Origin of the sequence: Nocardia sp. NPDC050710, assembly GCF_040654375.1 — a bacterium.
Classification (GTDB): Bacteria; Actinomycetota; Actinomycetes; order Mycobacteriales; family Mycobacteriaceae; genus Nocardia.
In genome coordinates this window covers 16,763-41,867 of record NZ_JBFAHV010000023.1, presented here as the reverse complement: position 1 = coordinate 41,867, position 25,105 = coordinate 16,763, and the positions used below count along the sequence as shown (strand labels likewise).

Annotated in this window: 23 protein-coding genes and 1 tRNA gene; 8 read left to right on the top strand and 16 right to left on the bottom strand. The window is 67.4% G+C overall.

Annotation, left to right across the window (positions count from 1 at the left end; translation table 11 throughout):
* Positions 1-114 precede the first annotated feature (114 nt).
* The 3 genes from AB0H61_RS30485 (at position 115) to AB0H61_RS30475 (ending at position 2,752) form a co-directional block, all read left to right on the top strand.
* On the top strand, positions 115-1,152 hold the full coding sequence (locus AB0H61_RS30485) for a nitronate monooxygenase family protein (protein WP_357311157.1): 1,038 nt from the start codon (positions 115-117) through the stop codon (positions 1,150-1,152).
* A 203-nt stretch (positions 1,153-1,355) separates the two neighbouring features.
* A complete protein-coding gene (locus AB0H61_RS30480) occupies positions 1,356-2,147 on the top strand; it encodes an enoyl-CoA hydratase-related protein (RefSeq protein WP_357311155.1) in 792 nt (263 codons plus the stop codon).
* 38 nt (positions 2,148-2,185) lie between these two features.
* On the top strand, positions 2,186-2,752 hold the full coding sequence (locus tag AB0H61_RS30475; RefSeq protein WP_357311153.1) for a PadR family transcriptional regulator: 567 nt from the start codon (positions 2,186-2,188) through the stop codon (positions 2,750-2,752).
* 302 nt (positions 2,753-3,054) lie between these two features.
* Here AB0H61_RS30475 and AB0H61_RS30470 read toward each other — a convergent pair whose 3' ends face one another.
* A complete protein-coding gene (locus AB0H61_RS30470) occupies positions 3,055-3,783 on the bottom strand; it encodes a crotonase/enoyl-CoA hydratase family protein (protein WP_357311151.1) in 729 nt (242 codons plus the stop codon).
* 278 nt (positions 3,784-4,061) lie between these two features.
* Positions 4,062-4,487: a nitroreductase/quinone reductase family protein gene (locus AB0H61_RS30465; RefSeq protein WP_357311149.1), complete on the bottom strand. Its 426-nt coding sequence runs from the start codon at positions 4,485-4,487 to the stop codon at positions 4,062-4,064.
* A 114-nt stretch (positions 4,488-4,601) separates the two neighbouring features.
* Between AB0H61_RS30465 and AB0H61_RS30460 the strand changes: the two genes are divergently transcribed.
* A complete protein-coding gene (locus AB0H61_RS30460) occupies positions 4,602-5,216 on the top strand; it encodes a TetR/AcrR family transcriptional regulator (RefSeq protein WP_357311147.1) in 615 nt (204 codons plus the stop codon).
* A gap of 246 nt (positions 5,217-5,462) precedes the next feature.
* Here AB0H61_RS30460 and AB0H61_RS30455 read toward each other — a convergent pair whose 3' ends face one another.
* The 3 genes from AB0H61_RS30455 to AB0H61_RS30445 form a co-directional block, all read right to left on the bottom strand.
* Positions 5,463-5,879 (bottom strand): hypothetical protein, encoded by a 417-nt coding sequence (locus tag AB0H61_RS30455; RefSeq protein ID WP_357311145.1) that lies wholly within the window; start codon positions 5,877-5,879, stop codon positions 5,463-5,465.
* Between the two features lie 1,060 nt (positions 5,880-6,939).
* Positions 6,940-7,015 (bottom strand) — tRNA-Thr (locus AB0H61_RS30450).
* Positions 7,016-7,105: 90 nt separating this feature from the next.
* A complete protein-coding gene (locus tag AB0H61_RS30445; protein WP_357311143.1) occupies positions 7,106-8,311 on the bottom strand; it encodes a DNA polymerase III subunit delta' in 1,206 nt (401 codons plus the stop codon).
* A gap of 208 nt (positions 8,312-8,519) precedes the next feature.
* On the opposite strand from AB0H61_RS30445, the gene AB0H61_RS30440 reads away from it, so the two are divergent.
* Positions 8,520-9,065 (top strand): DJ-1/PfpI family protein, encoded by a 546-nt coding sequence (locus AB0H61_RS30440; protein ID WP_357311141.1) that lies wholly within the window; start codon positions 8,520-8,522, stop codon positions 9,063-9,065.
* Between the two features lie 127 nt (positions 9,066-9,192).
* On the opposite strand, the gene topA is transcribed toward AB0H61_RS30440, so the two are convergent.
* Together topA and AB0H61_RS30430 are read right to left on the bottom strand one after the other, a co-directional pair.
* On the bottom strand, positions 9,193-12,027 hold the full coding sequence (topA, locus tag AB0H61_RS30435; protein WP_357311270.1) for a type I DNA topoisomerase: 2,835 nt from the start codon (positions 12,025-12,027) through the stop codon (positions 9,193-9,195).
* Between the two features lie 364 nt (positions 12,028-12,391).
* On the bottom strand, positions 12,392-12,598 hold the full coding sequence (locus AB0H61_RS30430) for a cold-shock protein (protein ID WP_019044597.1): 207 nt from the start codon (positions 12,596-12,598) through the stop codon (positions 12,392-12,394).
* A 499-nt stretch (positions 12,599-13,097) separates the two neighbouring features.
* Between AB0H61_RS30430 and AB0H61_RS30425 the strand changes: the two genes are divergently transcribed.
* A complete protein-coding gene (locus AB0H61_RS30425; protein ID WP_357311139.1) occupies positions 13,098-15,446 on the top strand; it encodes a DEAD/DEAH box helicase in 2,349 nt (782 codons plus the stop codon).
* A 300-nt stretch (positions 15,447-15,746) separates the two neighbouring features.
* On the opposite strand, the gene AB0H61_RS30420 is transcribed toward AB0H61_RS30425, so the two are convergent.
* From AB0H61_RS30420 to ssd, 7 genes are all read right to left on the bottom strand, one after another.
* Positions 15,747-16,121 carry an Rv3654c family TadE-like protein gene (locus AB0H61_RS30420; protein ID WP_357311136.1) on the bottom strand — a complete coding sequence of 125 codons (375 nt, stop codon included), beginning with the start codon at positions 16,119-16,121 and terminating at the stop codon, positions 15,747-15,749.
* A gap of 4 nt (positions 16,122-16,125) precedes the next feature.
* Entirely contained in the window at positions 16,126-16,455 is a 330-nt protein-coding gene (locus AB0H61_RS30415) for a TadE family type IV pilus minor pilin (protein ID WP_357311134.1), read from the bottom strand.
* Positions 16,456-16,490: 35 nt separating this feature from the next.
* Positions 16,491-16,691 carry a DUF4244 domain-containing protein gene (locus AB0H61_RS30410; RefSeq protein ID WP_357311269.1) on the bottom strand — a complete coding sequence of 67 codons (201 nt, stop codon included), beginning with the start codon at positions 16,689-16,691 and terminating at the stop codon, positions 16,491-16,493.
* A gap of 447 nt (positions 16,692-17,138) precedes the next feature.
* Positions 17,139-17,729 carry a type II secretion system F family protein gene (locus AB0H61_RS30405; RefSeq protein ID WP_357311132.1) on the bottom strand — a complete coding sequence of 197 codons (591 nt, stop codon included), beginning with the start codon at positions 17,727-17,729 and terminating at the stop codon, positions 17,139-17,141.
* Between the two features lie 66 nt (positions 17,730-17,795).
* Positions 17,796-18,587 carry a hypothetical protein gene (locus AB0H61_RS30400; RefSeq protein ID WP_357311130.1) on the bottom strand — a complete coding sequence of 264 codons (792 nt, stop codon included), beginning with the start codon at positions 18,585-18,587 and terminating at the stop codon, positions 17,796-17,798.
* On the bottom strand, positions 18,584-19,771 hold the full coding sequence (locus AB0H61_RS30395) for a TadA family conjugal transfer-associated ATPase (protein ID WP_357311128.1): 1,188 nt from the start codon (positions 19,769-19,771) through the stop codon (positions 18,584-18,586). Before AB0H61_RS30395 ends, AB0H61_RS30400 begins: the two co-directional genes overlap by 4 nt.
* Positions 19,772-19,808: 37 nt before the next feature.
* Positions 19,809-20,918: a septum site-determining protein Ssd gene (gene ssd / locus AB0H61_RS30390; RefSeq protein WP_357311126.1), complete on the bottom strand. Its 1,110-nt coding sequence runs from the start codon at positions 20,916-20,918 to the stop codon at positions 19,809-19,811.
* A gap of 516 nt (positions 20,919-21,434) precedes the next feature.
* On the opposite strand from ssd, the gene AB0H61_RS30385 reads away from it, so the two are divergent.
* Positions 21,435-22,304, top strand: a complete 870-nt coding sequence (locus tag AB0H61_RS30385) for an HAD-IB family hydrolase (protein WP_357311124.1) — start codon at positions 21,435-21,437, stop codon at positions 22,302-22,304.
* Positions 22,305-22,809: 505 nt separating this feature from the next.
* On the opposite strand, the gene AB0H61_RS30380 is transcribed toward AB0H61_RS30385, so the two are convergent.
* Positions 22,810-23,556, bottom strand: a complete 747-nt coding sequence (locus tag AB0H61_RS30380) for an oxidoreductase (protein WP_357311122.1) — start codon at positions 23,554-23,556, stop codon at positions 22,810-22,812.
* A 106-nt stretch (positions 23,557-23,662) separates the two neighbouring features.
* Positions 23,663-24,157: a MarR family transcriptional regulator gene (locus tag AB0H61_RS30375; RefSeq protein WP_357311120.1), complete on the bottom strand. Its 495-nt coding sequence runs from the start codon at positions 24,155-24,157 to the stop codon at positions 23,663-23,665.
* Between the two features lie 84 nt (positions 24,158-24,241).
* Here AB0H61_RS30375 and AB0H61_RS30370 point away from each other — a divergent pair, with 84 nt between their 5' ends.
* Positions 24,242-25,105 carry an alpha/beta hydrolase gene (locus tag AB0H61_RS30370; RefSeq protein ID WP_357311118.1) on the top strand — a complete coding sequence of 288 codons (864 nt, stop codon included), beginning with the start codon at positions 24,242-24,244 and terminating at the stop codon, positions 25,103-25,105.

The window sequence follows — 25,105 nt, the reverse complement described above, 5'->3', positions numbered from 1 at the left end:
ATGCCACACTCTTTATGCAACTTGTTGCACAAGATCTCGCGTGGAAATAGTGTCCGGTTCACGCGCAGTTCCCGGCGGCGTCTTCGCCGCGCTCTCTGTCTCGGAGGATTCACAATGGCTCTACCGCCGTGGCTTTCCAGCCGCCTTTCCCTGCCAGTGGTCGGGTCGCCGCTGTTCATCGCCTCAGGGCCCGAGCTCGTCATCGCCCAGTGTCAGGCCGGGGTGATCGGGTCGTTCCCGGCGTTGAACGCTCGCCCGGCGGCGATGCTCGGCGATTGGCTGGCCCGCATAACCGAGGAGAACGCCGCGTACCGGGCGGCCGACCCGGGCGCGATCGTGGCGCCGTTCGCGGTGAATCAGATCGTTCACCGCTCCAACGAGCGCCTCGACCACGACATGGCCGTCATCGTCGAGCATGAGGTGCCGATCGTGATCAGCTCGCTGGGTGCGCGCGAGGAGATCAACGACGCGGTCCACTCCTACGGCGGCGTCGTCTTCCACGACGTCATCAACGACAAGTTCGCACGCAAGGCGATCGAGAAGGGTGCCGACGGCCTGATCGCCGTCGCCGCGGGAGCCGGTGGCCACGCCGGCACCCAGTCGCCGTTCGCATTGATCCAGGAGATCCGCACCTGGTTCGACGGGCCGCTGCTGCTGTCGGGAGCTATCGCCCACGGCCGCTCCATTCTGGCCGCACAGGCCGCCGGCGCGGACCTCGCCTATATCGGCTCGGCGTTCCTGTCCACCGCCGAAGCCAACGTCGTGCCCGACTACAAGCAGATGATCGTCGACTCCAACGCCGCCGACATCGTCTACAGCAACCTGTTCACCGGCGTGCACGGAAACTACCTGCGCGGCAGCATCATCGCCGCGGGCCTGGACCCGGACAACCTGCCGAAGTCCGATCCCTCGAAGATGAACTTCGGATCCGGGGGAAATACCGACGCCAAGGCGTGGAAAGACGTCTGGGGTGCGGGACAAGGCATCGGCGCGATCACCGAACGCCGTACCACCGCAGAATTCGTCGCCACCCTCACCCAGCAATACGACCAAGCCCGCCGCGACCTGGCATCCACGCTGGCGCGCACCGGACAGCCTGCCGTACCGAGCCCCGCAGCCATCAGCGAAGTGATCACGCAACCCACGCGGTAGGGGTCGCATGCGATCGCGAACAACCAAGGCTGACAACGGATCCGACCTTCGATCTCGGCTGTGCTACCCCGCCGTCGACGCCCGTCGCGACAGCCTCGCCACCGCTTCAGGTTTCGATGCAAGTATCCGGCGTTCGCAACCGCCATCACCTGCGCTCACTTACCGACACCACCACTATGAAATCGAGGAGGAGGCGACAACCGATGAACGACAATCTTCCCGTGATCGACACCCACACGAAGGGCGCGACCACCATCATCCGGTTCAACCGGCCCCAGCAGTTCAACAGCATCGACACCGCCACCCGCAACCAGCTGCGGCATGACCTGGCTGCCGCATCCGCCGATCCTGCCGTGCGTGCGGTCGTCCTCACCGGCAGCGGTCGCGCGTTCTGCGCCGGACAGGACCTGCGAGAATTGCAGAACGCTCCGGAAGGAATCGTCCTGGGCGACCTCGTGCGCGAACACTTCAACCCAATCGTGCGGCTGCTGGTGAGCATGCCGAAGCCGGTGATCGCGGCCGTCAACGGAACCGCCGCAGGAGCGGGGATGGCGCTGGCGCTGGCATGTGACCTGCGCATCGCCACGGAGTCGGCGGCCTTCACCACCGCCTTCGCCGGAATCGGGCTGTCCTGCGACACCGGGATGTCATGGACCCTGCCCCGTATCGCGGGCCGAGCTGCCGCGCTGGACCTGCTGATGCGTCCACGCGTTATCGGATCCGCCGAAGCCCTGCGCCTGGGCATCGTCCACCAAGTGGTCGCCGACACCGACTTCGAATCCAGCTGGCGTTCGCTATCGAACGAACTGGCCGCAGGCCCGACGACGGCGCTGGCCTCGATCAAGGCTTCGGTCAACCACACCTGCGGAACGACCCTCGAGGCCGCCGTGGATTTCGAAGCCAACCAGATGACCCGCACGCACCGCACCCGTGATCACAAGACGGCGGTGGCAGCGTTTCTGGCCAAGTCCGCCCCGGTATTCGCCGGCTACTGACAAACCCGCTTATAGGCGACCTCTCTAAGATTCGGCGAATGGCACTGCAGTTCGCGATCCTCACAGCGTTGGCCGAACGCGAATCCAGCGGCTTCGAGTTGGCCAAACGCTTCGATCGCCTCTACGGATACTTCTGGTCGGCCTCCCATCAGCAGATCTACCGGGAACTCGATCGGCTCCACGCCACCGGCCTGGTCGCCGAAGCGCCACAACCTGAACGTCCTGGGCGCGGCCAACCCAAACGCTTCGCCATCACCGAGGCGGGAACAATCGCCCTGCGCGATTGGACCGGCGAGATCGACGAACCGACGCACCACCGCGAATCCCTGATCGTGAAAACGCGGGCCGCGGCCTCGGTCGGCGACTTCGACGGGCTGCGCGCAGTGATCGCCCACCATCTCGCCGTGCACGGCAGCGACCTGGTCAAACACACAGAGATCGAGACCCGCGACTTCTCCAGCGTCGACACCGACGCCGACGCCCTGCGACATCTCGTCCTCAAAGCCGGAATCGCGATGGAACAACTCTGGGTCGACTGGTGCCGAGAAGCGCTGGACACCCTCGACACCATCCAAGCCCGACCAGCCACAGAACCCACGATCTAGCCCCCTCGGCCATCCCTCCGAGGTGGCCGAGCTGTGGGGCCGTCCGGCCAGGACCGTTTGCGGCGTCGAACCCACGGATGACTGCAAACCGCGCACCGGACCTGTGGTGCGTGGAAGTTCTACCCGAGCCGGACCTCGGCGGTCGCGAGGCAGAAGATCTTGCGTCCAGCGGATTTCGCGACGATGACGCGGTACAGCGACCGATTCAGCCGTCGACCTAGATATTTCGTGGACCGCCTTCTCGATTACGAAACGTCCACGGCTGCAGGCCCGCTGACGGGGCACTGCAGCCGCGTAGCCTTCTATCGGCCGGTGAACCGCGCCGGCCGCCGCTCCAGGAACGACAACATGCCTTTCTGGGCGTCCTCGCTCTTGACCAGCCGACGCAGCACGTCACGGATGGCGTCACCCTCGACGACTTCGCCCTCGGTCACGCCGAGCCGGGCCGAAGCCATCGTTGCTTTGATACCGAGTGGCGCCTGCTCGCTGATCCGTTCCGCCAGTTCCACTGCCCGATCGAGCTGGCGGCCCGGTTCGACGATCTCTTGGACGAGTCCCAAGCGCAGCGCTTCGTTCGCGTCGAACGGATCTCCGGTGAGCAGCCAGCGCATCGCGTTGCCCCACCCCGCCTCACGCGGCAGCCGGAAAGTGGCTCCACCGAGAGGAAAGATCCCGCGCTGCACTTCCATCTGCGCGAACTGGGAATCGGCTGCGGCAATGCGGATATCCGCGGCCAGCAGCAGTTCGATCCCGATGGTCATGGACCATCCGTGCACGGCCGCCACAACCGGAGTCGTCCGCGCCGGTCCGGTGGTGGACACCGGATTCAACTCGTCCTCGGCCCAATCCACGCTGCTATCGGTGATCTGCGGCAGCACATCGGCCAGGTCGAGGCCGCCGGTGAAGTTCGCGCCGTGACCGTACAGAACGCCGCAACGGAGTTGGTCGTCGGTTTCCAGCACGTAGTAGGCATTTCCGAGCGCATGCAGCAGATCCATATTGAACGCGTTACGTTTGGACGGGCGGTTCAACTCCCCCCCCCCCCCCGCAGAACTCCAATTCCGACCGGGGGATGTGGATGGGAAACGGGAATTCGATCGCCGCACCATTCGCGTCGTCGTGCGTCCACTCGTCGACCACGATGTAATCGGCGGCGCGCAGCGGGGGTGCCGAGATGCCGCAGGCGAGCGGGCATGTGCTCCAAATTGGCTGTGCGGCTTGGGCGTTCGTGACGGGTCGCCGGTTGGTATCGCAGACGTCACGGCTGGTCTCCAGGTCTTTCCAGAGATGAGGCGACGGCCTCGGCGCGCTAGGCCGGATCGAGCGCAAGTACCGGGATCCGGCGGTGCGCCCGGCGCCGGTAGTGGGTGAACCCCGGGTAGATGTCGATGCCCCGCTGGTAGTAACGCTCGCGCTGCTCTCCGTGCAGCTCGTGGGCTATGACTTCGCGCGAGACGCCGCCGATCACGATTGAGGCTCGCGGGTTGCCGCGCAGGTTGTGGTACCAGGCCGGGTGGTGCGGACGGCCAAAGTTCGAGGCGACCACAACCACCCGGTCGCCGTTGACGAGCCCGAGCACCACGTGGGTCCGCTCCCGGCCGGTCTTCGCTCCGGTCGTTGTCAGCATCGCTACCTCGACATCGCCGAGCCAGGAGGTCAGGGTCGTCTTGCCCGAGGTGCGCCGGTACACGAAGCGGTCGAGCGGCTCCTGGATGTGACCGTACAGCCACGCCATGGGGCGAGTACCCGCCGTCCGTCTGATCACCCGCGGGAAAACACCAGCTTGGTCGTAGCGCTTCATCTGACATGCCTCATAAACGCAACGTTTTGTAGCATTAATATTAGCACCGTGAAGCAACGCATGGAAGCGTCGACCACGTCCCGGCGGCCAGGCGGACGGAGCGCGCGGGTCCGCGCGGCCGTGATCGCGGCGACGCTCGAGGAGCTCGCGGCGCACGGATACTCCGGTCTCAGCCTGGACAGCGTCGCCACGCGAGCAGAAGTGCACAGGACATCGATCTACCGGCGGTGGCGGACCAAGGAGATGCTCGTCCTCGACGCGATGCTGGAGCAGGCGGCCGAGACCGTGGCGGTCCCCGACACCGGCTCGCTGCGCGGAGACCTGCTGGAGCTCGCCCAGCGCTCGGCCGCGATCCAGACCTCCCCTGCCGGCGAGGCGGTCGTCCGCGCGGTCGCGGGCGAAGCGCCGGGCAACCCGGAGCTGGCCGCGGCAAACGCCCGGTTTTGGGCGGAGCGTCTCGAGCTCGACCGGACGATCGTGGAGCGGGCCAGGGGGCGCGGCGAGATCGGTCCGCGAGCGGACCCCGGACCGGCGATCGAGGCGCTGCTCGGCCCGCTCTACTTCCGTCTGCTCGTCACCGGAGAGCCACTCGATCCAGGCTTCATCGAGGGCATCGTCGACCTTGTCCTCGCGGGCTGCCTGTGGAGCGGTCGCTCACGGTGAGGAGCGGTCGTACCGTCCCCCAATGCACCGATCCGGAGCCGAGTCGGGGCCCTCCCCGGAGAATGCCGAGAAGGACCCTACCGTGGGGTCGGTGTTGTGGTCGGCGCGCTTCTCATCTGACAGCCGCTCCGGTGCGGTCGCGATCCTGCGCGAAGCGCAAATTCGGCAAATCTTCTCACCTGAAAAACTACTCAGCTGAGTTACCGGCCTTCTTCTTTCTGTTCTGTTTACCTCCAGGGACCGAGCTCAACTGGATTTCCGAGATGTCGGGGCGACCACGCCTGGAAATCGCTTCTGGAAACGCTCGATCTCCTCCTCGTCGAGTTCGGCGGACGAACTGGCCCAGGGGATGGAAGCAGGATCGCCGACATTCGGTCGCCCACCATATTGATAGAATTCTGCCAACGCAGCATCTATAGCATTCTCAATGAATCTGTCCGGCTCTGATTTCGCCGACGGATCAAAAACGCAACTGATCTCCAGAACTTTCCGTAGCTCCGGCAGGTCGTCTGTGGTGAGTTCCTCGTTGTATTCCAACCACTGCGCTACCAGCTTGAAAGAATCGAACCAGTCTTCCTTCACGGAGAAGTGTGCGGGTTCGTCCCCGATCTCGAGTGCCATACGCTTGGCGTAGATCGCGACGAGCCGGACCGCATCGTCCATTGTGCCGTATATGTGGACACTTCCCCGAAATATGGTCATGAGGTGATGTATACACCGGCCCGGCTCAGCCGACAACCTGTCACATCGCCCCTCCAGTGCCCGCGAACCGTGCAGAAGTGGGTTGCGCCACCAGTCGGCGCCAGGATACTGTGGAATCGTTCGATTCCACAGGGGGGTTCTCGATGATGCTCGTAGTCAAGCGTGTTCTGACCGGTTCCATGTTGGCTGGATTACTGGTGATGCCAGCAGTTCCGGCTAATTCCGTTCCGGCGAACGACTGCGGTCGATAGTTCCGGCGCGTTCGCGAGCGAATTCGAATTTGCGAAGCCGAAGAAGACTGTAACCGTGAAATGCTACCTGATGAATCTACAGAATGAAGCGACGGGCGACGTCGTGTATGGCACTGGCAAGGATAAGGCAGCAGCCCAGGCCGATGCGAACACCAAGGTACCTCGGGGACACAAGCTGAAGCACTGCGACGTGGTCCGCTGACCCATACCCGTCGACCGACCCGGGATCGATTCCGGGTCGGTCGTCGCGAAGCGTCGGCGATCGTCGCTAGTGGAAGTTCGGGCGCCGCCCAAATTCTGTCCTGCCGCTGCAAGATCACTTGCTGCACATAGAATTCCGATACCTGCGCCAGCTGCGCGATGAAACTCGACCGGCTGATGCTGCGCTGATGCATCACCACCGCCGCTCGCCGCATTCGGACCGGCTGCTTGCTACGCCGCGCTATCTAGGCGAGGTTGCGGCGTCTCGGGCGATAGTGCTTTGACGAACACATCAGGCTTTCGAGCCACCGGCACCACCTTCACAGGCAGCAACGCCGATCACCGGCCGATGTTCAACCCCGGCCGAGGTACGCGGTCAGACTCTCCCCGAGCCCTCTCCCACACGCGCCCGAGTGGAACCATTGCAAGTGCAGTCACTCGAACACACCTTCGGCTCGCCAGAAGTGTCGAGCACGACGAGTGGCGTCATAGTGGTGAACACACCGAATCTTTGTTCGACCAGCAAAAAGGCCCCTGCATACGTTTCCACATGTCAGGGGCCTACTTTATGGAGCCGCCTGGGGGAATCGAACCCCCGACCTTTTCATTACGAGTGAAGCGCTCTACCGACTGAGCTAAGGCGGCGTGCCTTTCGGCAGCGCGAGTCTATCGTCTCGGGGGGCGGATCGCGAAAACGGGAGGTGAGGTGGGGGTCGGGGGCGCTTCGGCTGGGTGTTATCGGGATTGGGCGGCCATGAGGGCGGCGACCATGGCGGCCAGGGCGAAGCGGGGTTTGACGTTGAGGTCGAGAGCTTCGCGGCAGGCGAGGACGGCCTCGATGGAGCGCAGCAGACCTTCGGGGCGGACGCGGTCGGCGAGGTCGTGGATCTGGTCGGAGAGGTCCGGATGGGTGAGGCTGACACCGGAGCCGTTCCGGGCGGCGCCGAAACTGATGGCGAGGGCGTCGCGGTAGACGCCCGCCACGTCGATGAGGGCGCGGTCGAGGGCATCGCGTCCGGTTCGGGTGGCGCGTGACTTCTGGCGGCGTTCCAGATCCTTCAGTACGCCCGCGGAGCCGCGGGTCGCGCTCGCGGCGCCCTTGCCGGTGCCGCCCGCGCCGAGGGCAGTGGCGAGTTCCTCGCGTTCCCGTTCGTCGCGGGTAGCGCTCATCTGCTTGGCTTCGTCGTCGGCGGATTTCACCAGCTCGTCGGCGGCGGCGTAGGCGGCGCCCGGGCGGGAGACCGCGCCGACCAGGGCCAGAGCTCGCTGCCTCCGCGCCCTGGCTTCCTCGTCGGTGGCGAGTCGCCTGGCCCGGCCGACATGCCCGCCGCTGATGGAGGCCGCCCAGCGGGCGGTCTTCTCGTCCAGCTTGTCGCGGTCGCGCAGCACCTTGGCGATCGCGGGGACCGACGGCGTGACCAGGTGCACGTGCCGACAGCGTGAGCGCAGGGTGATCGAGATGTCCTCGGGATCCACCGACGGCGCGCAGAGCAGGAAGACCGTGCGATCCGGCGGCTCCTCCACCACCTTCAGCAGGACATTGCCGGCGGCCTCGGTGAGCCGGTCGGCATCCTCGATGACCACCACCTGCCAGCGCCCGGTGCTCGGCCTGCGCGAGGCGATCTGCACGATCTCGCGCATCTCCTTGGTGCTGATGCTCAGCCCCTCCGGGATCACCCGTCGTACATCGCCGTGTGTGCCCGCCATGGTCGTGGTGCAGGCGTGGCAGGTGCCGCACCCCGGCGTCCCCGGATCGGTGCATTGCAGCGCCGCCGCAAAGCACAGTGCCGCAACGGATCTACCCGATCCCGGCGGTCCGGTGAACAACCACGAATGCGTCATCGCCCCTTCGATCACGCCCGCGCGAGCCGCGATCGCGGCAGCCGTCAGCTCGGACTCGACCGCATCCTGGCCGACCAACCGATCGAAGACACCCGCCACGCCGTACACCCTAACCGCCCCCACCGACACGACTCACCGCCGTCCGCCGAGACGGGCCGGAACCGATCTCCGCAGCACAGGGCCGTAGTGCCTACGCCGATCCCCGTCGTCCGACCCGCGTCGACCCGACGCGCCCGGCCGCGAAACAGACCGGCACGGTCTTGACCCGGTTTCCGGGGCAGCGGATCCTCGAGGCGGAGGTGGAATCGTGAGAATTCTGTTGATCGCCGGAGACGCCGCCGAAGACCTCGAGGTCATGTACCCGTACCAGCGACTGCTGGAGGCGGGCCACGAGGTCCTGATCGCGGCCCCCACCGTCAAGAAGTTGCAGTTCGTGGTGCACGACTTCGTCGACGGCTTCGACACCTACACCGAAAAGCCCGGGCACAGTTGGCCTTCCGATATCGCGTTCGCCGATGTGGATCCCGCGACCTGCGGCGCGCTGGTACTTCCGGGCGGGCGCGCACCGGAGTACCTGCGCAATGACCGGGACTGCCAACGCCTGGTGCAGCATTTCGCGGAGAAGGGCAAGCCGATCGCCGCACTCTGCCACGGACCGCTGATCCTCGCCGCGGCCGGCGTCCTCACCGGCCGATCCTGTAGCGCCTACCCGGCGTTGGCGCCCGATATCGAGGCGGCGGGCGGCAAATTCGTCGATAGCGAGGCCCACGTGGAGGACAACATCGTCACCGGCCGGGCCTGGCCCGACCATCCGGCGTGGATGCGGGAATTCCTCCGGCTGCTCGACGACTAGCCGCGCGAGAACGTGCTGTTCTGGCCGTCGAGCTCTTCCCGGATGATGTCGGCGTGCCCGGAATGGTGCGCGATTACGGGAATTCGCGTACTCGGCCGTCCGATCGCATCGAACGGCCGAGTCCGGATCAGGACTTCTTCGCGACCGTCTTCTTGGCCGCCGTGGTCTTCTTCGCGGCGGTCTTGGTCGCGGTCGTCTTCTTGGCGGCCGTCGTCTTCTTGGCAGCGGTCTTCTTCGCCGCCGTCTTGGCCGTTGTCTTCTTGGCCGCCTTCTTCACCGGCCCGCGCGCACGCCGATCGGCGAGCAGCTCCGAGGCCCTGGCGTCGGTGATCGATTCGACCTCGTCGCCCTTGCGCAGGCTGGCGTTGGTCTCACCGTCGGTGACATACGGACCGAACCGGCCGTCCTTGATCACCATCGGCTTACCGGTGGCGGAGTCGTTTCCGAGCTCACGCAACGGAGCGGCGCTGGCCGCCTGCCTGCCGCGCCGCTTGGGCTCGGCGTAGATCTTCAGCGCCTCGTCCAGGGTCACCGTGAAGATCTGGTCCTCGCTGGCAAGCGAGCGAGAATCCGTGCCCTTCTTCAGGTACGGCCCGTAGCGCCCGTTCTGCGCGGTGATCTCCTCACCGGAGGCCGGGTCGGCGCCGACCACGCGCGGCAGCGAAAGCAGTTTGAGCGCGTCGTCGAGGGTGATCGTCGCCAGATCCATCGACTTGAAAAGCGAGCCGGTCCGCGCCTTCGGGGCCGCCGCCTTCTTCGCCGTCTTCTTGGCGGGCGTCTGCGCCTCCTCGGCGGGCGGTTCGGGCAGGATCTCGGTCACATAGGGACCGAAACGTCCTTCCTTGGCGACGATTTCGTTCCCGGTCTCCGGATCGGCGCCGAGTCGACGGCCCTCCTGCGGCGTCGAGAACAGCTTCTCGGCGACCTCGGAGGTCAGCTCGTCCGGCGGCAGATCATCGGGCAGATTGGCCCGCTGCGAGACCGCATCACCTTCGGGGTCATCGGGATTGGCGACCATCCGCTCCAGGTACGGACCGAACCGGCCGACCCGCACCACAACGTCGCGGCCCTCGTCGTCGGTGAACAACTTGATCGAATTGACCTCGCGGGCGTCGATATCGTCGAGTTGCTCGCCGACCATCTTCTTGAGCCCGCCCGAACGCGCGACCGACCCCTCTACTCCGTGATCGCCACCGAAATAGAAGCTGGACAACCAGTTTCCGCGCTGCTCGCGCCCGCCGGCGATGGCGTCGAGATCGTCCTCCATCGCGGCGGTGAAGTCGAAGTCGACCAGCCTGCCGAAGTACGCCTCCAACAATCCGACCACCGCGAAAGCCACCCACGACGGCACCAGCGCGCTGCCGCGCTTGTACACATATCCGCGGTCCAGGATCGTCTTGATGATCGACGAATAGGTGGACGGGCGTCCGATGCCGAGCTCTTCGAGCATCTTGATGAGCGAGGCTTCGGTGTAGCGCGCGGGCGGATTCGTGCTGTGCCCATCCGGATTCAGCTCGACCGCGGTGACGCCCTGCCCCGCTTCCAATGCGGGAAGCCGGGATTCGGCGTCATCGGACTGGCCGCCCGCCTCCTCGTCCACACTCTCCACGTAGGCCTTGAGGAAGCCGGGGAAGGTGATGGTGCGACCCGATGCGGAGAACACGCACTCCTCACCGGTACCCGCGACACCGTTGATCCGCAGCGTCAGCGTGGTGCCGCGCGCGTCGGCCATCTGGGAGGCGACCGTGCGCTGCCAGATCAGCTCGTAGAGCCGGAATTCGTCATTGTCCAACCGCGAATGCAGCTGTCCAGGGGTCTGGAAGGTGTCGCCGGACGGGCGGATCGCCTCATGTGCTTCCTGCGCGTTCTTCACCTTGCGGTTGTATTGACGCGGCGTCGGCGAGACGTACTCCGCACCGTAGAGCTGCGTCGCCTGCGAGCGGGCCGCGGCGATCGCCGACTGCGACAACGTGGTCGAGTCGGTACGCATATAGGTGATGTAGCCGTTTTCGTAGAGCCGCTGCGCGACCCGCATGGTGCGCTCGGAGGAGAAGCGCAGCTTGCGGGCCGCCTCCTGTTGCAGCGTCGAGGTCATGAACGGCGGGTACGGCTTGCGCGCGTACGGCTTGGCCTCCGCCGAGGAAACCACCAGGTCAGCACCGTCCAGCGCCTCGGCGAGGCGGCGCGCATAGGCCTCATCCAGCACGATGACGCCATTGGTCGCCTTCAGCTGCCCGTCCGACCCGAAATCACGACCGGTCGCGACCCGGGAACCTGCCACGCTGACCAGCCGCGCACCGAAGGTCCGCGGGTTGGTGGCATCGCCGTTCTCGCCCGCGCCCGCGTCGAGCTTGGCGGCGATATCCCAGTACTCGGCCGAGCGGAACGCCATCCGCTCGCGTTCGCGCTGCACGATGACCCGGGTCGCGACGGACTGCACCCGGCCCGCCGACAGCCGCGGCATGACCTTCTTCCACAGCACCGGGCTGACCTCGTAGCCGTACAACCGGTCCAGGATGCGGCGGGTCTCCTGCGCGTCGACCAGGTCCGGGTCGAGTTCACGGGTATCCGCGGCGGCGGCCTGGATGGCGGGCTCGGTGATCTCGTGGAACACCATGCGCCGGACCGGCACCTTGGGCTTGAGCGTCTCCAGCAGATGCCAGGCGATGGCCTCGCCCTCGCGGTCGGGGTCGGTGGCGAGATAGAGCTCGTCGGCGTCCTTGAGCAGACTCTTGAGCTCGGTGACCTTGGCCTTCTTATCCGGGCTCACCACATAGATCGGCTCGAAGTCGTTGTCGACATCGACACCCAGGCGCGCCCAGGGCTGACCCTTGTACTTGGCCGGAACATCCGCGGCACCACGCGGGAGGTCCCGGATATGACCGACCGAGGCCTCGACCGTGTAGTTGCGACCCAGATAGGGCGCGATCTTGCGGGCCTTGGTCGGGGACTCGACGATCACGAGACGACGCAGGGGACGGCCCTGGTCGGCTGCACCGCGGTCTCGTGTTGCCACCGGCGAATACACCTTTCCTTTTCGACCCGCGCGATGCTGTTACGCGCATTGCGCGGCTGGGGCAAGCAGTGGCGACGGCTTCTGTCGCTACCAGACACGTTTATACCCTCACGCAGGCTGTGGTCGAGCGCTTGCGACCCGAACCACTGAGCGTACGTGGTCACCGAGGTTCAGTATGCCGTGTCTCTGACCACACTTGCCGCGCGACGTGGTCGCGCTCGGCGTGTATCAACTCGTGCCTTACCCCAGATATAGCTCGTCCCTCACCCCGTTACCGGTGGTGAGGGACGAGCTGTGGATCGTCGCGCGTTCAGGAGAGCGCGCGAACTCCGGTGGCCTGCGGGCCCTTCGTGCCCTGGCCGACCTCGAACTCGACCTTCTGGTTCTCCTCGAGGGTGCGGAAACCCGTCCCCTGGATCTCGGAGTAGTGGACGAAGACGTCAGCGGAGCCGTCCTCGGGCGCGATGAAGCCGAACCCCTTCTCCGCGTTGAACCACTTCACAGTTCCCTGTGCCATTCTGTTCCTTCTCTTTTCTTACCGGAACGGCGGACAACTGGGTTCGTCCACCGGGTCCGTTCCGACCGCTGTACTGTTGGTTCCCCCTGCAGGAAAGCACCAAGCACACCGTTCGCAACATCGATCCTGCTGACGGTTTGGACTTTGGATCCGTCCCTCGAACACAGAAGCTTGCGACCAGGAACCAGTGAACCATGTCTCCGAGCAATTCAACAGTCGAGTTACCGACAATTTGCAAAAAAGTTGATCTTGCGAATGCGCAGGTGAGGGACACAATGCTCAAATCCGTACTTCAGGTTCGTTTGCCTCTCGATAACCGAGCGCTCGTTCAGCAAACACACTGTGACCCAGGTCGCTATTTGGTATCGAAATGGCAGGTGGGACTTCCCAACCACACACGTTTCACACCTTCTCCGCGTGTCGAGGCCTCCACGTTGTGAATCCGACCCACCAGGCAACGCGGACGAACCCCAGCAACCTCCCGAGCTACGGGACATCGTTGCTGAATCGTGTCCTGACCGGAGCACCCGATTCCGACCAACGGCTCACCCATGTCGTCGAGCTCCCCGCACGAGCGGCAGGCACCGCGACCTGGCCCGATTGGGCAGCATCCGACGTGGTCGAGGCGCTGCGCGGCACCGGCATCGACACACCGTGGACCCACCAGACCAGGACCGCCGAGCTGGCGGCGGGCGGCACCCACGTGGTGGTCAGCACCGGGACAGCATCCGGTAAATCCCTCGGCTACCAGCTGCCGGTACTGAACGCGCTGCTGGAGGATCCGCGGGCCACCGCGCTCTATCTCTCGCCCACAAAAGCATTGGGCGCCGATCAGTTGCGCGCGATCGGCGCATTGACCCATGAAGGGGCGCTGCGCGATATTCACCCGGCCACCTACGACGGCGATACGCCCGCGGAGATCCGGCAATGGGTACGCGCCAATGCCCGTTGGGTCTTCACCAACCCCGACATGCTGCACCTCGGCATCCTCCGATCGCACCAGCGCTGGGCGCGGGTCCTGCGCAGGCTGCGCTACGTAGTGATCGACGAATGCCACGCCTACCGGGGCGTATTCGGATCCCACGTGGCGCTGGTGCTGCGCAGGCTGCGCCGCATCGCCGCCCGCTACGGCGCCGATCCGATCTTCATCCTCTGCTCGGCCACCACCGCCGAACCAGCGGCCGCGGCGTCACGGCTGATCGGGGCACCGTGCGTCGCGGTCACCGAGGACGGCTCACCACGGGGGCCACGCACCGTCGCGCTCTGGGAACCACCCCTGCTCACCGCCCTGACCGGCGAAAATGGAGCGCCGGTCCGACGCTCGGCGACCTCCGAATCGGCCAGGATCATGGCCGATCTGGTGGCCGAGGGAGCCCGCACACTCACCTTCGTGCGTTCGCGCCGGGCTGCCGAACTCACCGCGATGGACACCCGGCGGCTCCTGGCCGAGGTGGACCCGCAGCTCAGCGCCCGGATCGCCGCCTATCGAGCCGGTTATCTCGCGGAGGACCGGCGGGAGCTCGAGGCCGCGCTCGCCGACGGTTCCCTACTCGGCGCCGCCACCACCAACGCATTGGAGCTCGGGGTGGATATCGCGGGCCTCGACGCCGTCGTGATCTCGGGTTTTCCCGGAACGGTCGCCTCGTTCTGGCAGCAGGCCGGGCGGGCCGGACGACGCACGCAGGGGTCACTGGTCCTGCTGGTGGCCAGGGACGATCCGTTGGATACCTTCCTGGTCCACCACCCGGAAGCGCTGCTGGACAAGCCGGTCGAGGCCACCATCACCGATCCGAACAATCCCTATGTGCTCGGTCCCCAACTGCTCTGCGCGGCCCTCGAGCATCCGCTCACCGATGCCGAGGTCGATGAATTCGGCGCCCGCGAAGTTCTCGCGGAACTAGCAGGTCAGGGCCTGATTCGACGCCGCACCACCGGGGGCGACGGGCCGGCGCGCTGGTACGTGACCGCCGATGCGCAGCCGCACGACGCGGTAGACGTGCGCGGCGGGATCGGCACGCCCGTGGCGATCGTCGATGGCGAGACCGGCCGTCTGCTCGGCACCGCGGATGCCGGACGGGCGCCCGCCACCCTGCATCAGGGTGCGGTGCACTTGCATCAGGGCGATACCTACGTGGTCGACGAGCTCGACCTGGAAGGTGGGGTGGCTTTCGTACACGCCGCCGAACCGGGGTGGACCACCAGCGCGAGGCAGCTCACCTCGATCGCCGTGGACGCGATCACCGAACAGCACCGGCATGGTGCGGTGACCAGCGCATTGGCGCAGGTCAGGGTGACAAGTCAGGTGATCGGATATCTGCGCACGCTGATCACCGGCGAGGTGCTCGACCTGGTCGAACTGGAGCTGCCCGCGCAGATGCTGCCGACCCGCGCGGTCCTCTATACCGTCACACCGGAACTCCTGGCCGCCGCGGGCATCGCGCCGCAGCAGGTGCCGGGCGCCTTGCACGCGGCCGAACATGCCGCGATCGGCCTGCTGCCGCTGGTCGCCACCTGCGATCGGTGGGATATCGGCGGGGTCTCCACGGCGGAACACCCGGATACCGGCCTGCCGACGATCTTCGTCTACGACGGACAGCCAGGTGGTGCAGGCTTCGCCGAGCGCGGGTTCGGGCAGCTGCGCCGCTGGCTGTCGGCCACGCTCGCGGCCATCGAATCCTGCGCATGTGCGACCGGGTGCCCGTCCTGCGTCCAGTCACCCAAGTGCGGCAACGGCAACCATCCACTGGACAAGGCGGGCGCGGCGCGCCTGCTGACGGCGGTACTGGCCGAGCTCAGCTACCCGGCGGCCGACATTCGACCAGGTGAAAGCCCGGAAATCGATTCGTGACAGCCCCGCGCCCGGAGCGTGACCGGCCGACGACCCGACCGGCGATCACCAGGTGTGGGCTGGCCCGATCGCCCCGCAGCGGACCTCCCGGCCCCGGGCGTGTCGCCTGGTCGAATAAAAAGGATCAGATTCATGTTAACTGAGCCATTGCCACATCATTTCGCGATCTACATGCGGATTCATTGGACGTATTTCCACCACTGTTTCTGAAATTGATGCAATACCGCAATTATTCGATCATCAGAATTACCGAAATTACACCGCCGCGGGCTACCACTGGCCAGTGTCGGTAGAGCGCACTCATACTTCATCCACTACGGGTCCGGCTCTGGCAACCGCATGAACCGTACGGTTACCCAACAGACCTATTGGTACATTCCCTTCCACCGTCACCAGCACATCCCACTGCGTCACTTCGCACCGCCGGATCCGCACTCGCATATGCCGCACCACCTCCCCCGCTTCGGCGCATCCCGCCTCGGCCCCCAATTCCAATGCACCCGCCGCGGCAAGCGCACCGAGATCAGCCGCCGCCTGCGCTCGATGCCGCGCGACCGCCACCGCGCCGACCTGTCCTATCAACAAGGTCACCGCGATCAACGTCGACAGCGCGAGGCACCCCAACACCGTCGCCCCACCCCGCTCACCTCCCACCGACCCAGCCCGATCCACCATTGCCTCACCGCACGCCCGGTTCTCGGGTGGCGACCGCGTCGGCCCGCAGGACCAGCAGCGGGAGGAGGGGCGAGCGGGCGGAGACGACCGCGACGAAACGATCGCCTTCGCCGCGCACCGAGATATCCGCGCCGGGTGGCGCCACCTGCCGTGCCGCCGACATCGCATTCGCTCGGTCCCCGCGGGCGGCGAGCCGTGCCGCCTCGCGAGCGGCGTCGACACAGCGCACCTGCGTCGACGCCGCCAGCAGCGCACCGAGGCAACAGAGCATCGCGACCACGATCGAGGCCACCGCGATCGCGGCCTCCACCGTCACCGCACCCCCGTCATACACGAGATCCGTTGTACTACAACGTTGTACGAACGCGATCAGACGGCCGTATTCAGTGCCTTGTCGATGATCTTCGTCAGTGCGTTCACGATCGAATCCCCGGTCACCACCCCGTACAGCACCGCACCGAACGCGGCCGCCGCAATGGTGCCGATGGCATATTCCGCCGTACTCATGCCCTCGTCGGCCACCACAACCCGCACCAGTCGCGTCCGAATCCCCAGTGACGCCGCCCGCACCCTCGTACGGAGCGCCCGAAGCACCGGGCGACCGGGCCGCAACGATCGAGCCGCACCGCGAACACCGACCGCGCCCGCGGCATGTCCGGCCGTGCTCGACACCGCACCCACCGGCCTGTACGACGCCATCGACACCCACACCTGGCGAAGCGCCGTCGTGGACCACAACCCCGCAGCGCGCACCGCCACCAACCGCCGCCCCTCTCGCCTCGCCGTCATTCCGATTCGCACCGTTTTCCCCTCTCCTTCCGGCCCGCGCGGCCACTCCACGCGGACAAGCCCTTTCGGCCGCCGACCACGCCCGCCCCGTCCGCCGTCGTCGCGCGGGGCAGGCCTCGAATAGGAAGACTGCGGTGGTCAAACGGTTCAGCGGAACCGGACTCGCCGAGGTCCGACGCGTGTCAGCCGCTCCGGATGGGGTGGGCGGGAGGGTGGCGGTCGGCGGGTTCACAGGAGTCCATCGCCGAGTACTCGGCTGGCCAAGCCCAAGACGACCGGCACTATGCCCAGGCACAGGAAGGCGGGGAGGAAGCAGAGGCCGAGGGGTCCGCTGATCAGAACGCCCGCGCGTTCGGCACGCGCGGCCGCCGCATCCTCTACCGCAGCGCGACGCTGTTCGGCCAGTTCGCCGACGGCAACCGCCAGTGAGGCGCCGGAGCGGGCCGATCGTCGCGCCATGCGGGCCAGCGACTCCACTTCCTCGGCGCCGGGGCGGCCGTTGGCATCCTGCGCCGCACGCTCCCAGGCCGCCGTCGCATCCGCACCGAGGGCCAGGAGATCGGCGGCCCGGAAGAGGGCTGTGCGCAATACTTCCGGTGCGCTCGGCGCCACCGCCCGTGCCGCGCCCGCCATCGGCAGTCCCGCACGTAGACAGGCAGCGAGCAGATCGAATACCGAGGCCACCGCCAGCGGATCGCCCACGGCGCTCGGCACCGGTCCGCGCGCCGCGGATTCCGGTCCGGTCCCGCGCAATATCCGTAACCGCCGTCCCACCGCGACCCGGCCGGGCAGCACCATCAGCGCACCCGCGAACAGCATTATCGAAACCGCGGTACACATCCCCGAACCCCCTCGAACCGGCGCTTCTCAGTTGATTCCCGCAGTTCATACGAGCACCTTCTCGGTAATGGCATCGGTCCACAGCAGGCCCGCGCAGACCAGACCGGTCCCCAGGGGTAACAGCACCGTTCCTGCCGAGGACGCGAACAGCACCTGTAATGGCGCCGCGCCCATGAGCTGGCCGAGGCCGATGCCGAGCAGCGGGAGCCCGGCCAGTACGGCAGCGGTGGCACGGGCACCCGCCAGGGCCGCGCCGGTCCTGGCGCGGAAACGGATGCGCCCCACCAGATCGGCGCGTGCCGCGGCAAGCAACTCGGCGAGCGCGAGGCCGTGATGTTCGGCGACCTGCCACGCATCGGCGATCCGGTCCAGTTCCACGGCGACAACGGCATCCGGCCGACGCAGCCCGTCGGCGCCGGACCCGCCGAGGCGACTGCGCGCCGCGCCGACTGCGAACACCTGCGCCGCGACGCCCGACGACTCACGCGCGGCCACCGCGGCGGCCGCACTCGGATGCGCGCCCACCCGCAGCTCGCCGATCACGGCCTCCAGTGCGTCCAGCAGTTGGGCACCGGCCACCGTCCGCCGCCGCTCCCGCCTCGCGCGCCGGACCCGGACCGCCATGGTCCCCGCGACCAGCCCGACCGCGAGGAGCGGACCGGCACCGAGAATGAGACCCGCCATCGGGATGATTCCGAAACCCAGGCGAAAGATACTGCCGTGCACCGCCTTTCGTTCCAGCGTCGGGCCACCGAACAGGGCAGCGCGACGACGGACCGCGCTCGGCTCGGGCGTCACCAACAATGCCAGCGCGAGGCAGACCGACGCGCCGATCATCGGTCGAGCCGTTCGGCGAGCAGGCGGGTCAGCGTAGCGGCGGCCGGGGCGGGTCCTCGGTCGGCACGCCAGGCGGGGGTGATGTTGACGCGGCCGTGCTCATCACGTTCCAGGGCACCGATTTCCCGGAGGCCGCGGGTGCCGTCGGAGCACCGATGCACATGCAGGACCACCTGGACGGCGGCGGCGAGTTGGCTGTGCAGTGCGGAGCGGTCCATGCCGCCGAGTGCCGCGAGGGCTTCCAGGCGGGCGGGGACCTCCCTGGGCGAGTTCGCGTGAACGGTGCCCGCTCCGCCGTCGTGGCCGGTGTTCAACGCGGTCAGCAGGTCGACGACCTCGGCACCGCGCACTTCGCCGACGACGATTCGGTCGGGGCGCATGCGCAGCGCCTGACGGACCAGATCGCGCACGGTCACGGCGCCGACGCCCTCCACATTCGCGGTGCGCGCGACCAAGCGCACGACGTGCGGGTGCGGTGGTGCGAGTTCGGCGGCGTCTTCGACGCAGACGATCCGTTCATCCGCGGCCACCTCGGCGAGCAGAGCGGACAGCAGTGTGGTCTTACCCGCGCCGGTGCCGCCGACCACCAGGAATGCCAGCCGTGCTCGAATAATGCTCTCCAGCAAGACCTTTGCTTCAGTGGGGACCGACCCGGCGGCTACCAGCGCATCGAGACCCTGGGTGGCCGGGCGGAGTATCCGCAGCGATAGGCAGGTGCCGCCGTGCGCGATCGGAGCCAAGACCGCATGCAGGCGGACGCCGAACGAATCCCCCAGTGCCGCTTCCATTCCCGAGAGCCGACCGTCCACCCACGGTTGCGAATCATCGAGCCGCCGTCCCGCCGACAGGGCCAGTCGCTGGGCCAGCCTGCGCACCGCGGCCTCGTCCGGAAAGGTGACCGAGGACTTCTCCAATCCGCGCCCGCGATCGATCCACACCGCATCCGGCGCGGTGACCAGCACGTCGGCGACGCGCGGATCGTGCAATAGCGGCTCCAGTACGCCCGCCCCGGTCATCTCGGTCTGCAACAGCCGCAGCGCCCGCAGCAGATCGGTATCACCGAGCACCCCGCCCGCCTCGGCCCGGATAGCAGCCGCCACCCGCGCGGGATCCGGTTCATCCGGCCGTCCCGCCAACCGCTCCCGCACTCGATCCAGCAGTTCCCCGGTCACCAACGCACTCACCGCGACCCCCTCCCCGCCCGCACACCGCACGCCTCGCTCATCGCAGTCCCTGTCCGGCCGGTGCCGAAAGCACCGACAGAACGGCGTCGGCGGCGTCACGGAGGGGACCGCGGCGCAGGGTCAGGCCACCGCGTTCCAGACGGGCGGGCAGACCTGCCTCGGCTCGGACCGCGGCGAGAAGCGGAAGGTCGAGGAGTTCGGCGACCTCGGCCCCGCGCAGTCCACCCGGGGCGGGACCGCGAACTATCAAGCCCTGATTGGGATTTCGGTGGCGGATGTGAGCGGCCACGGATTCGGCGGCCGCCACCGCGCGCAGGCGGGCCGGGACCACGAGAACGACAAGATCGGCACAGTCGAGCATGCGTTCGGCGTGCGGGCCGCGTTCGCCGGATACGTCGCAAATCACGAGATCGCCTGCGGCACGGCCTGCTTCGATGACCGCATGGACCGCGGCGGCGCCGATCTCGCCCGGCAATCGACCGGCACCGCCGCGGCCGCAGGCGAGAACGGCCAGCCCGGGCGCCGCGGCGGGGAGGGCGCCGTGCAGCGCTGCCGCCGAGACGCGGCCATCCTCGATCACCAGGTCCGGCCAGCGCAGCCCGGCCGTGGATTCGATGCCGAGTAGCAGGTCGATGCCGCCGCCGAGGGGTGCGCCGTCGACGAGAACGGTGTCGGGGCGGAAACGTTCCGCGGCGGAGCGCAGCGCGGTCGCGGCGGCGAGGGTGGATGCCCCGGCACCGCCGCCCGCGCCGACCACCGCGACAACAACGCCGTCGCCCGTGCGGTACTCACCGTGCTCAGCAAACTTCTCGATAAGCCCCACCGCGGCACCGGGCAGCGCGATGACGCGCTCGACGCCGACCGCCGCCGCGGCCTGCCAATCGGGCAGCTCCGGCTCCCCTTCCGTCACCAGTACGACGCCGACGCGTCGGAGATAACCGGCGTCCGCGCAGGCGTGCGCGGCCATTGTGTCCACGATCACCAGTGGTGCGGTGGCCCACGCGTGCCTGCCGATCGGGAGTTCGCGCTCGTCGAGACCGCGTTCGGCGGCGGCCGCAATGCGGCGTACCTCGTCGCGGAGGCGGGTATCGCCGATGAGTACGAGTGTGGGCGGGCCCGTGACCACCTGCGTTGCATCGAGATCCATGCGGGTCAGCGTGGTCCAATACAGCCCCGCTCAGAAGCCCTCGTATGCCGAATGTGGATAACTCGCGGGGTGTGGATAAATCCGAACCCCGAAAGAGGGCGAGACCGTCCCCTGAATAGAGGACGGCCCCAGCCGGGGGGGGAGGAGGCTGGGGCCGTCGGGTTCAGCCCCGGGGGGTCGGGCTGAACGCGCCTGGACTATGTCCAGGTGCCATGAATACTACACCCAAGCCCCGGCCACAGTGCAAGTCTGTTATTCGAGAACTTTGTCCTCCTCACCGGCCCGGCGTCTCGCGGGCAAACCCCCGCCGCACCGCCCCGCACCCCACCCGATCACCGCCGACGGCGATCCCCACCCGCCCGGAACGGATGCCCGAATGTCGCCCACCGATACGCTCCCGACCGACACGAGAGAGGCGCCTCCGGCGAGCGAAGGCGCTCATCGACACAGCCGGACGGAGTCCGTCGACAGCCCGCGCGCGCCGAGCACAGGACAGGCACCGCCTATTCTGAACTGGTGACGGGCGAGGGCGACGCAAGACCAGTTCCGGACCAGCAGGCGCGGGGCGCCGCGGCAGGGGACGAACCCACCTTCCGAGGTGAGCGCGTCGCCGCGTTCTTCGATCTGGACAAGACGGTGATCGCGAAGTCGAGCACCTACGTGTTCAGCAAGCCGTTCTTCGCCCAGGGCCTGCTCAATCGCCGTGCCGTGCTGGAGAGCAGTTACGCGCACTTCCTGTTCCTGCTCTCCGGCGCCGATCACGACCAAATGGAGCGGATGCGCGCCCATTTGACGAATATGTGCGCCGGCTGGGATGTCGAGCAGGTGAAATCCATTGTGGCCGAGACACTGCACGAACTCGTCGATCCGCTGATCTACGCCGAGGCCGCCGATCTCATTGCCGACCACAAGATTCGGGGCCACGATGTGGTCATCGTGTCGGCCTCGGGTGAGGAGATCGTCGGGCCGATCGCCGATGCGCTCGGCGCGTCGCATACGGCGGCCACCCGCATGGTGGTCGAGGACGGCAAATACACCGGCGAGGTCGAGTTCTACTGCTACGGCGAGGGAAAGGTCACCGCGATCGAAAAGCTCGCCGCCACCGAGGGTTACGACCTATCGCGGTGTTACGCGTACTCGGATTCGATCACCGATCTGCCCATGCTGAGCGCGGTCGGGCATCCGACCGCGGTGAACGCCGACCGCAACCTGCGCCGGGAGGCGACCGCCCGCGGCTGGCCGATTCTGACCTTCTCCAACCCGGTGTCGCTGTGGGCGCGATTCCAGGCCCCGTCGTCGACCACCCTTGCGGCCACCGCGGCGGTCGGCGTGAGCGCGGTGCTGGCCGGCGCGATCAGTTACCGGCTGCTGCGCAAGCGCCGCTGAGTCTTAGCTGTCGCATCCGGTACGCCCACCTCCGCTGTTCGGGGGCGCAGCCGACTGTTTGCCGCGGCGCTACAAGCATGGTTCCCGGCCTCCCCGCGACCAGGGATTCAACCACGAAACGCCGACAAACACGCCGTGTATTCAATGTTTTCCCAGCCCTTGAAGTGAGTCCGGTCACAGTGGTAGAAAGGAGCTACGGAAGGACGGAAGGCCAAGGCTGGACCGGAAGAGAAGGTCAAGTCTCCCGACCCACCCTTCCCAGCACGGACACCAGGTACCCACGCGGAGCACGCCGCGACAAGGGCAGAAGCGTTGTGGGCCTGCGAGATTCGGGTTGATGGCGGCGAGCGCCTCGCACAGGTTGCGGGGATGAACCGCTGGAATTCGGATAGTCGCCGAGGCCGCAGAACACAACCCACCCAGCACGCTTGGTAACCCGGTAGTCCGTGCTAGCGGGCGGTGAGGTCGATAACGACAACGCCGCCCGCTTTGATGTGCGCGGCCGTTATCCGACCGCCGAATCGGCGATCGAGGTGGCCTCCCGCGCCCCGTCCTCGAGGGCGCCGCAGCACAGAATTGTCCAGCCCCCCACCGCATCCGGATCCCCGGTGCCGAATCCGGCGGCCGCATCCAGATAGGCCTGTCGCCGCCGCAGCCAGAACACCTCGGGCACGCCGAGGCTGTGCGGGTCCAGTCCACTTGCCACGGCGACAAGCCGCGACGCCGCCCGCGCCACGATGCCGTCGGCGGTACCAAAGGGGCGCAAAGTCAGCAGCTCGCCGTGCACCACGGCCGCGACTACCGGTGCGGGCGCGGTGGACCCCAGCACCGTCTGCGCCAGCAGGTCCAATCGTTCGGAGACACCGCGATCGGCGCGCGGCCGACCGAGCAGTTCCTCGTCCGGCACCAGATCGGCGGCGGCGAGCAGATGGAGCCGAGCCAGCGCCTGCAAGGGCGCACGCTGCCAGGTACTCACCAGATTCCGCAGGGCATCGCCGTCCAGCGCCTGCCCCACCCGCAGCGAACCGGCCAGAATCGGGTCGGCGACCCGCCCGTCGGCGGGGATATCGGTGCTGCCACCCTCGATGGCGGCCGAGGACCGCGCGGCACGCACCGCGGCCTCGGCGGCGGTCGTCGGCCAACCGCGCCGGTTCGCCTTGTGCCGATGGACCGCGGCGAGCGCATCGCGGGCACGGTCGGCGGCATCACGCACACCGGGCAGATCGACGAGGGGCTGTAGCGGGTCGGTCACGGAATACGAGGCTAGCGGCCTCCGGCCACCGGACCTGCCGCCGCACCCGAATCCGCCCGCGGACGCGCTCGATGCTCTCGACCCGAACGACCGAACGACGCTGTGGTCAACGTGCGGCGTCCCGAATGGGACGGTCCGGCACCGGCCGGTCCGCGATGGCGCATTCGATATCGATCAGCGTCGCGAGCTGTTGCGGTGATAGCAGCGCGGTGAAGCGATCGTGAACCGAGGCGAGATGGGCGGGGGTCGCGTCGTCCAACGCCCGCCGACCCGAGGACGTGAGCAGGACATCGTCGCCGCGTCCGTCCCGTTCACAGGGTTCCCGCGCGATCAGCCCGCGCTGTTCCATCCGGCCGAGTTGCCGCGACAGTCTGCTGTGCGGCCAGTGCAGCGCGTGCGCGAGACCACTCACCCGGATGCAATTGTCCGCGGTGGACAGCTCGGCCAGGGCGGCGAGCACCTCGTAATCGGGCATCGACAGGCCCGAATCGCGTTCCAGGTCGCGGGCGACTTCGGCGTCGACGCGTTCGCGCAGGCGGCGGTAGGCGGCCCACGCCTGCCGCGCATGAGCGCTGATTCTCGCATCCGGTGACTCGGCCATGACCCCATCGTACCGGTTTTGTTTACATGTAACGAATAACCCGCTACGGTTTGCGTTACACGTAACGAACTGGAGGCGAGAACCGTGGGAACCAATGAACGCATCGTCGAGGTGAACGGCGTCGATCTGTGTGTGGAGAGTTTCGGCGACCCGGCGCACCCCGCGATCCTGCTCCTGCACGGAGCGGGCGAATCACTGCTCGCTTGGGACGACGAGTTCGCCCAGCGCTTGGCCGCGGGCGGGCGGTATGTCGTTCGCTACGACAGCCGCGACGCGGGCCGGTCGACCACCTATCCGGTTGGAGCGCCCGCATACGGGCTGCGCGATCTGGTCGCCGACGCCGCCGGGCTGATCGAGGCGCTCGGAGTGGGCCGGGCCCACCTGGTCGGCATGTCGCAGGGCGCGGCCGTGGCCCAACTCGTCGCGCTCGAGTATCCGGAGCGGGTCGCCTCACTCACCCTTGCCTCGGGGACGCCGGGCGGGCCCGGGCACGAGCACCCCGGCCTTCCCGGAATGACCGAGGAACTGTCGGCCTTCTTCGCGGGCGAGGGCCCCGCGCCCGACTGGGCCGATCGGTCAGCGGTCGTCGACTACCTGGTCGAGTCGATGCGTCCGTTCGCGGCGGCGACGCGACCGTTCGACCTCGAGGCGCAGCGACGGTCGGCCGAGCGGGTCGTCGACCGGGCGGCCGATATCGGCGCGCAGCTCACCAATCCGTATCTACTCGACGCCGGCGCGCCGTGGCGGGACCGGCTGGGCCGGATCAGCGCACCGACCCTGGTGCTGCACGGCACCGAGGATCCGCTGTTCCCGATCGGGCACGGCCGGGCGCTGGCCGCCGAGATTCCGGGCGCGCGGTTCCTGCCCCTCGACCACACGGGCCACGAGGTCTTTCCGGCGCACACCTGGGACACGGTCGTCGCGGAGATCCTCGCGCACACCGCCTGA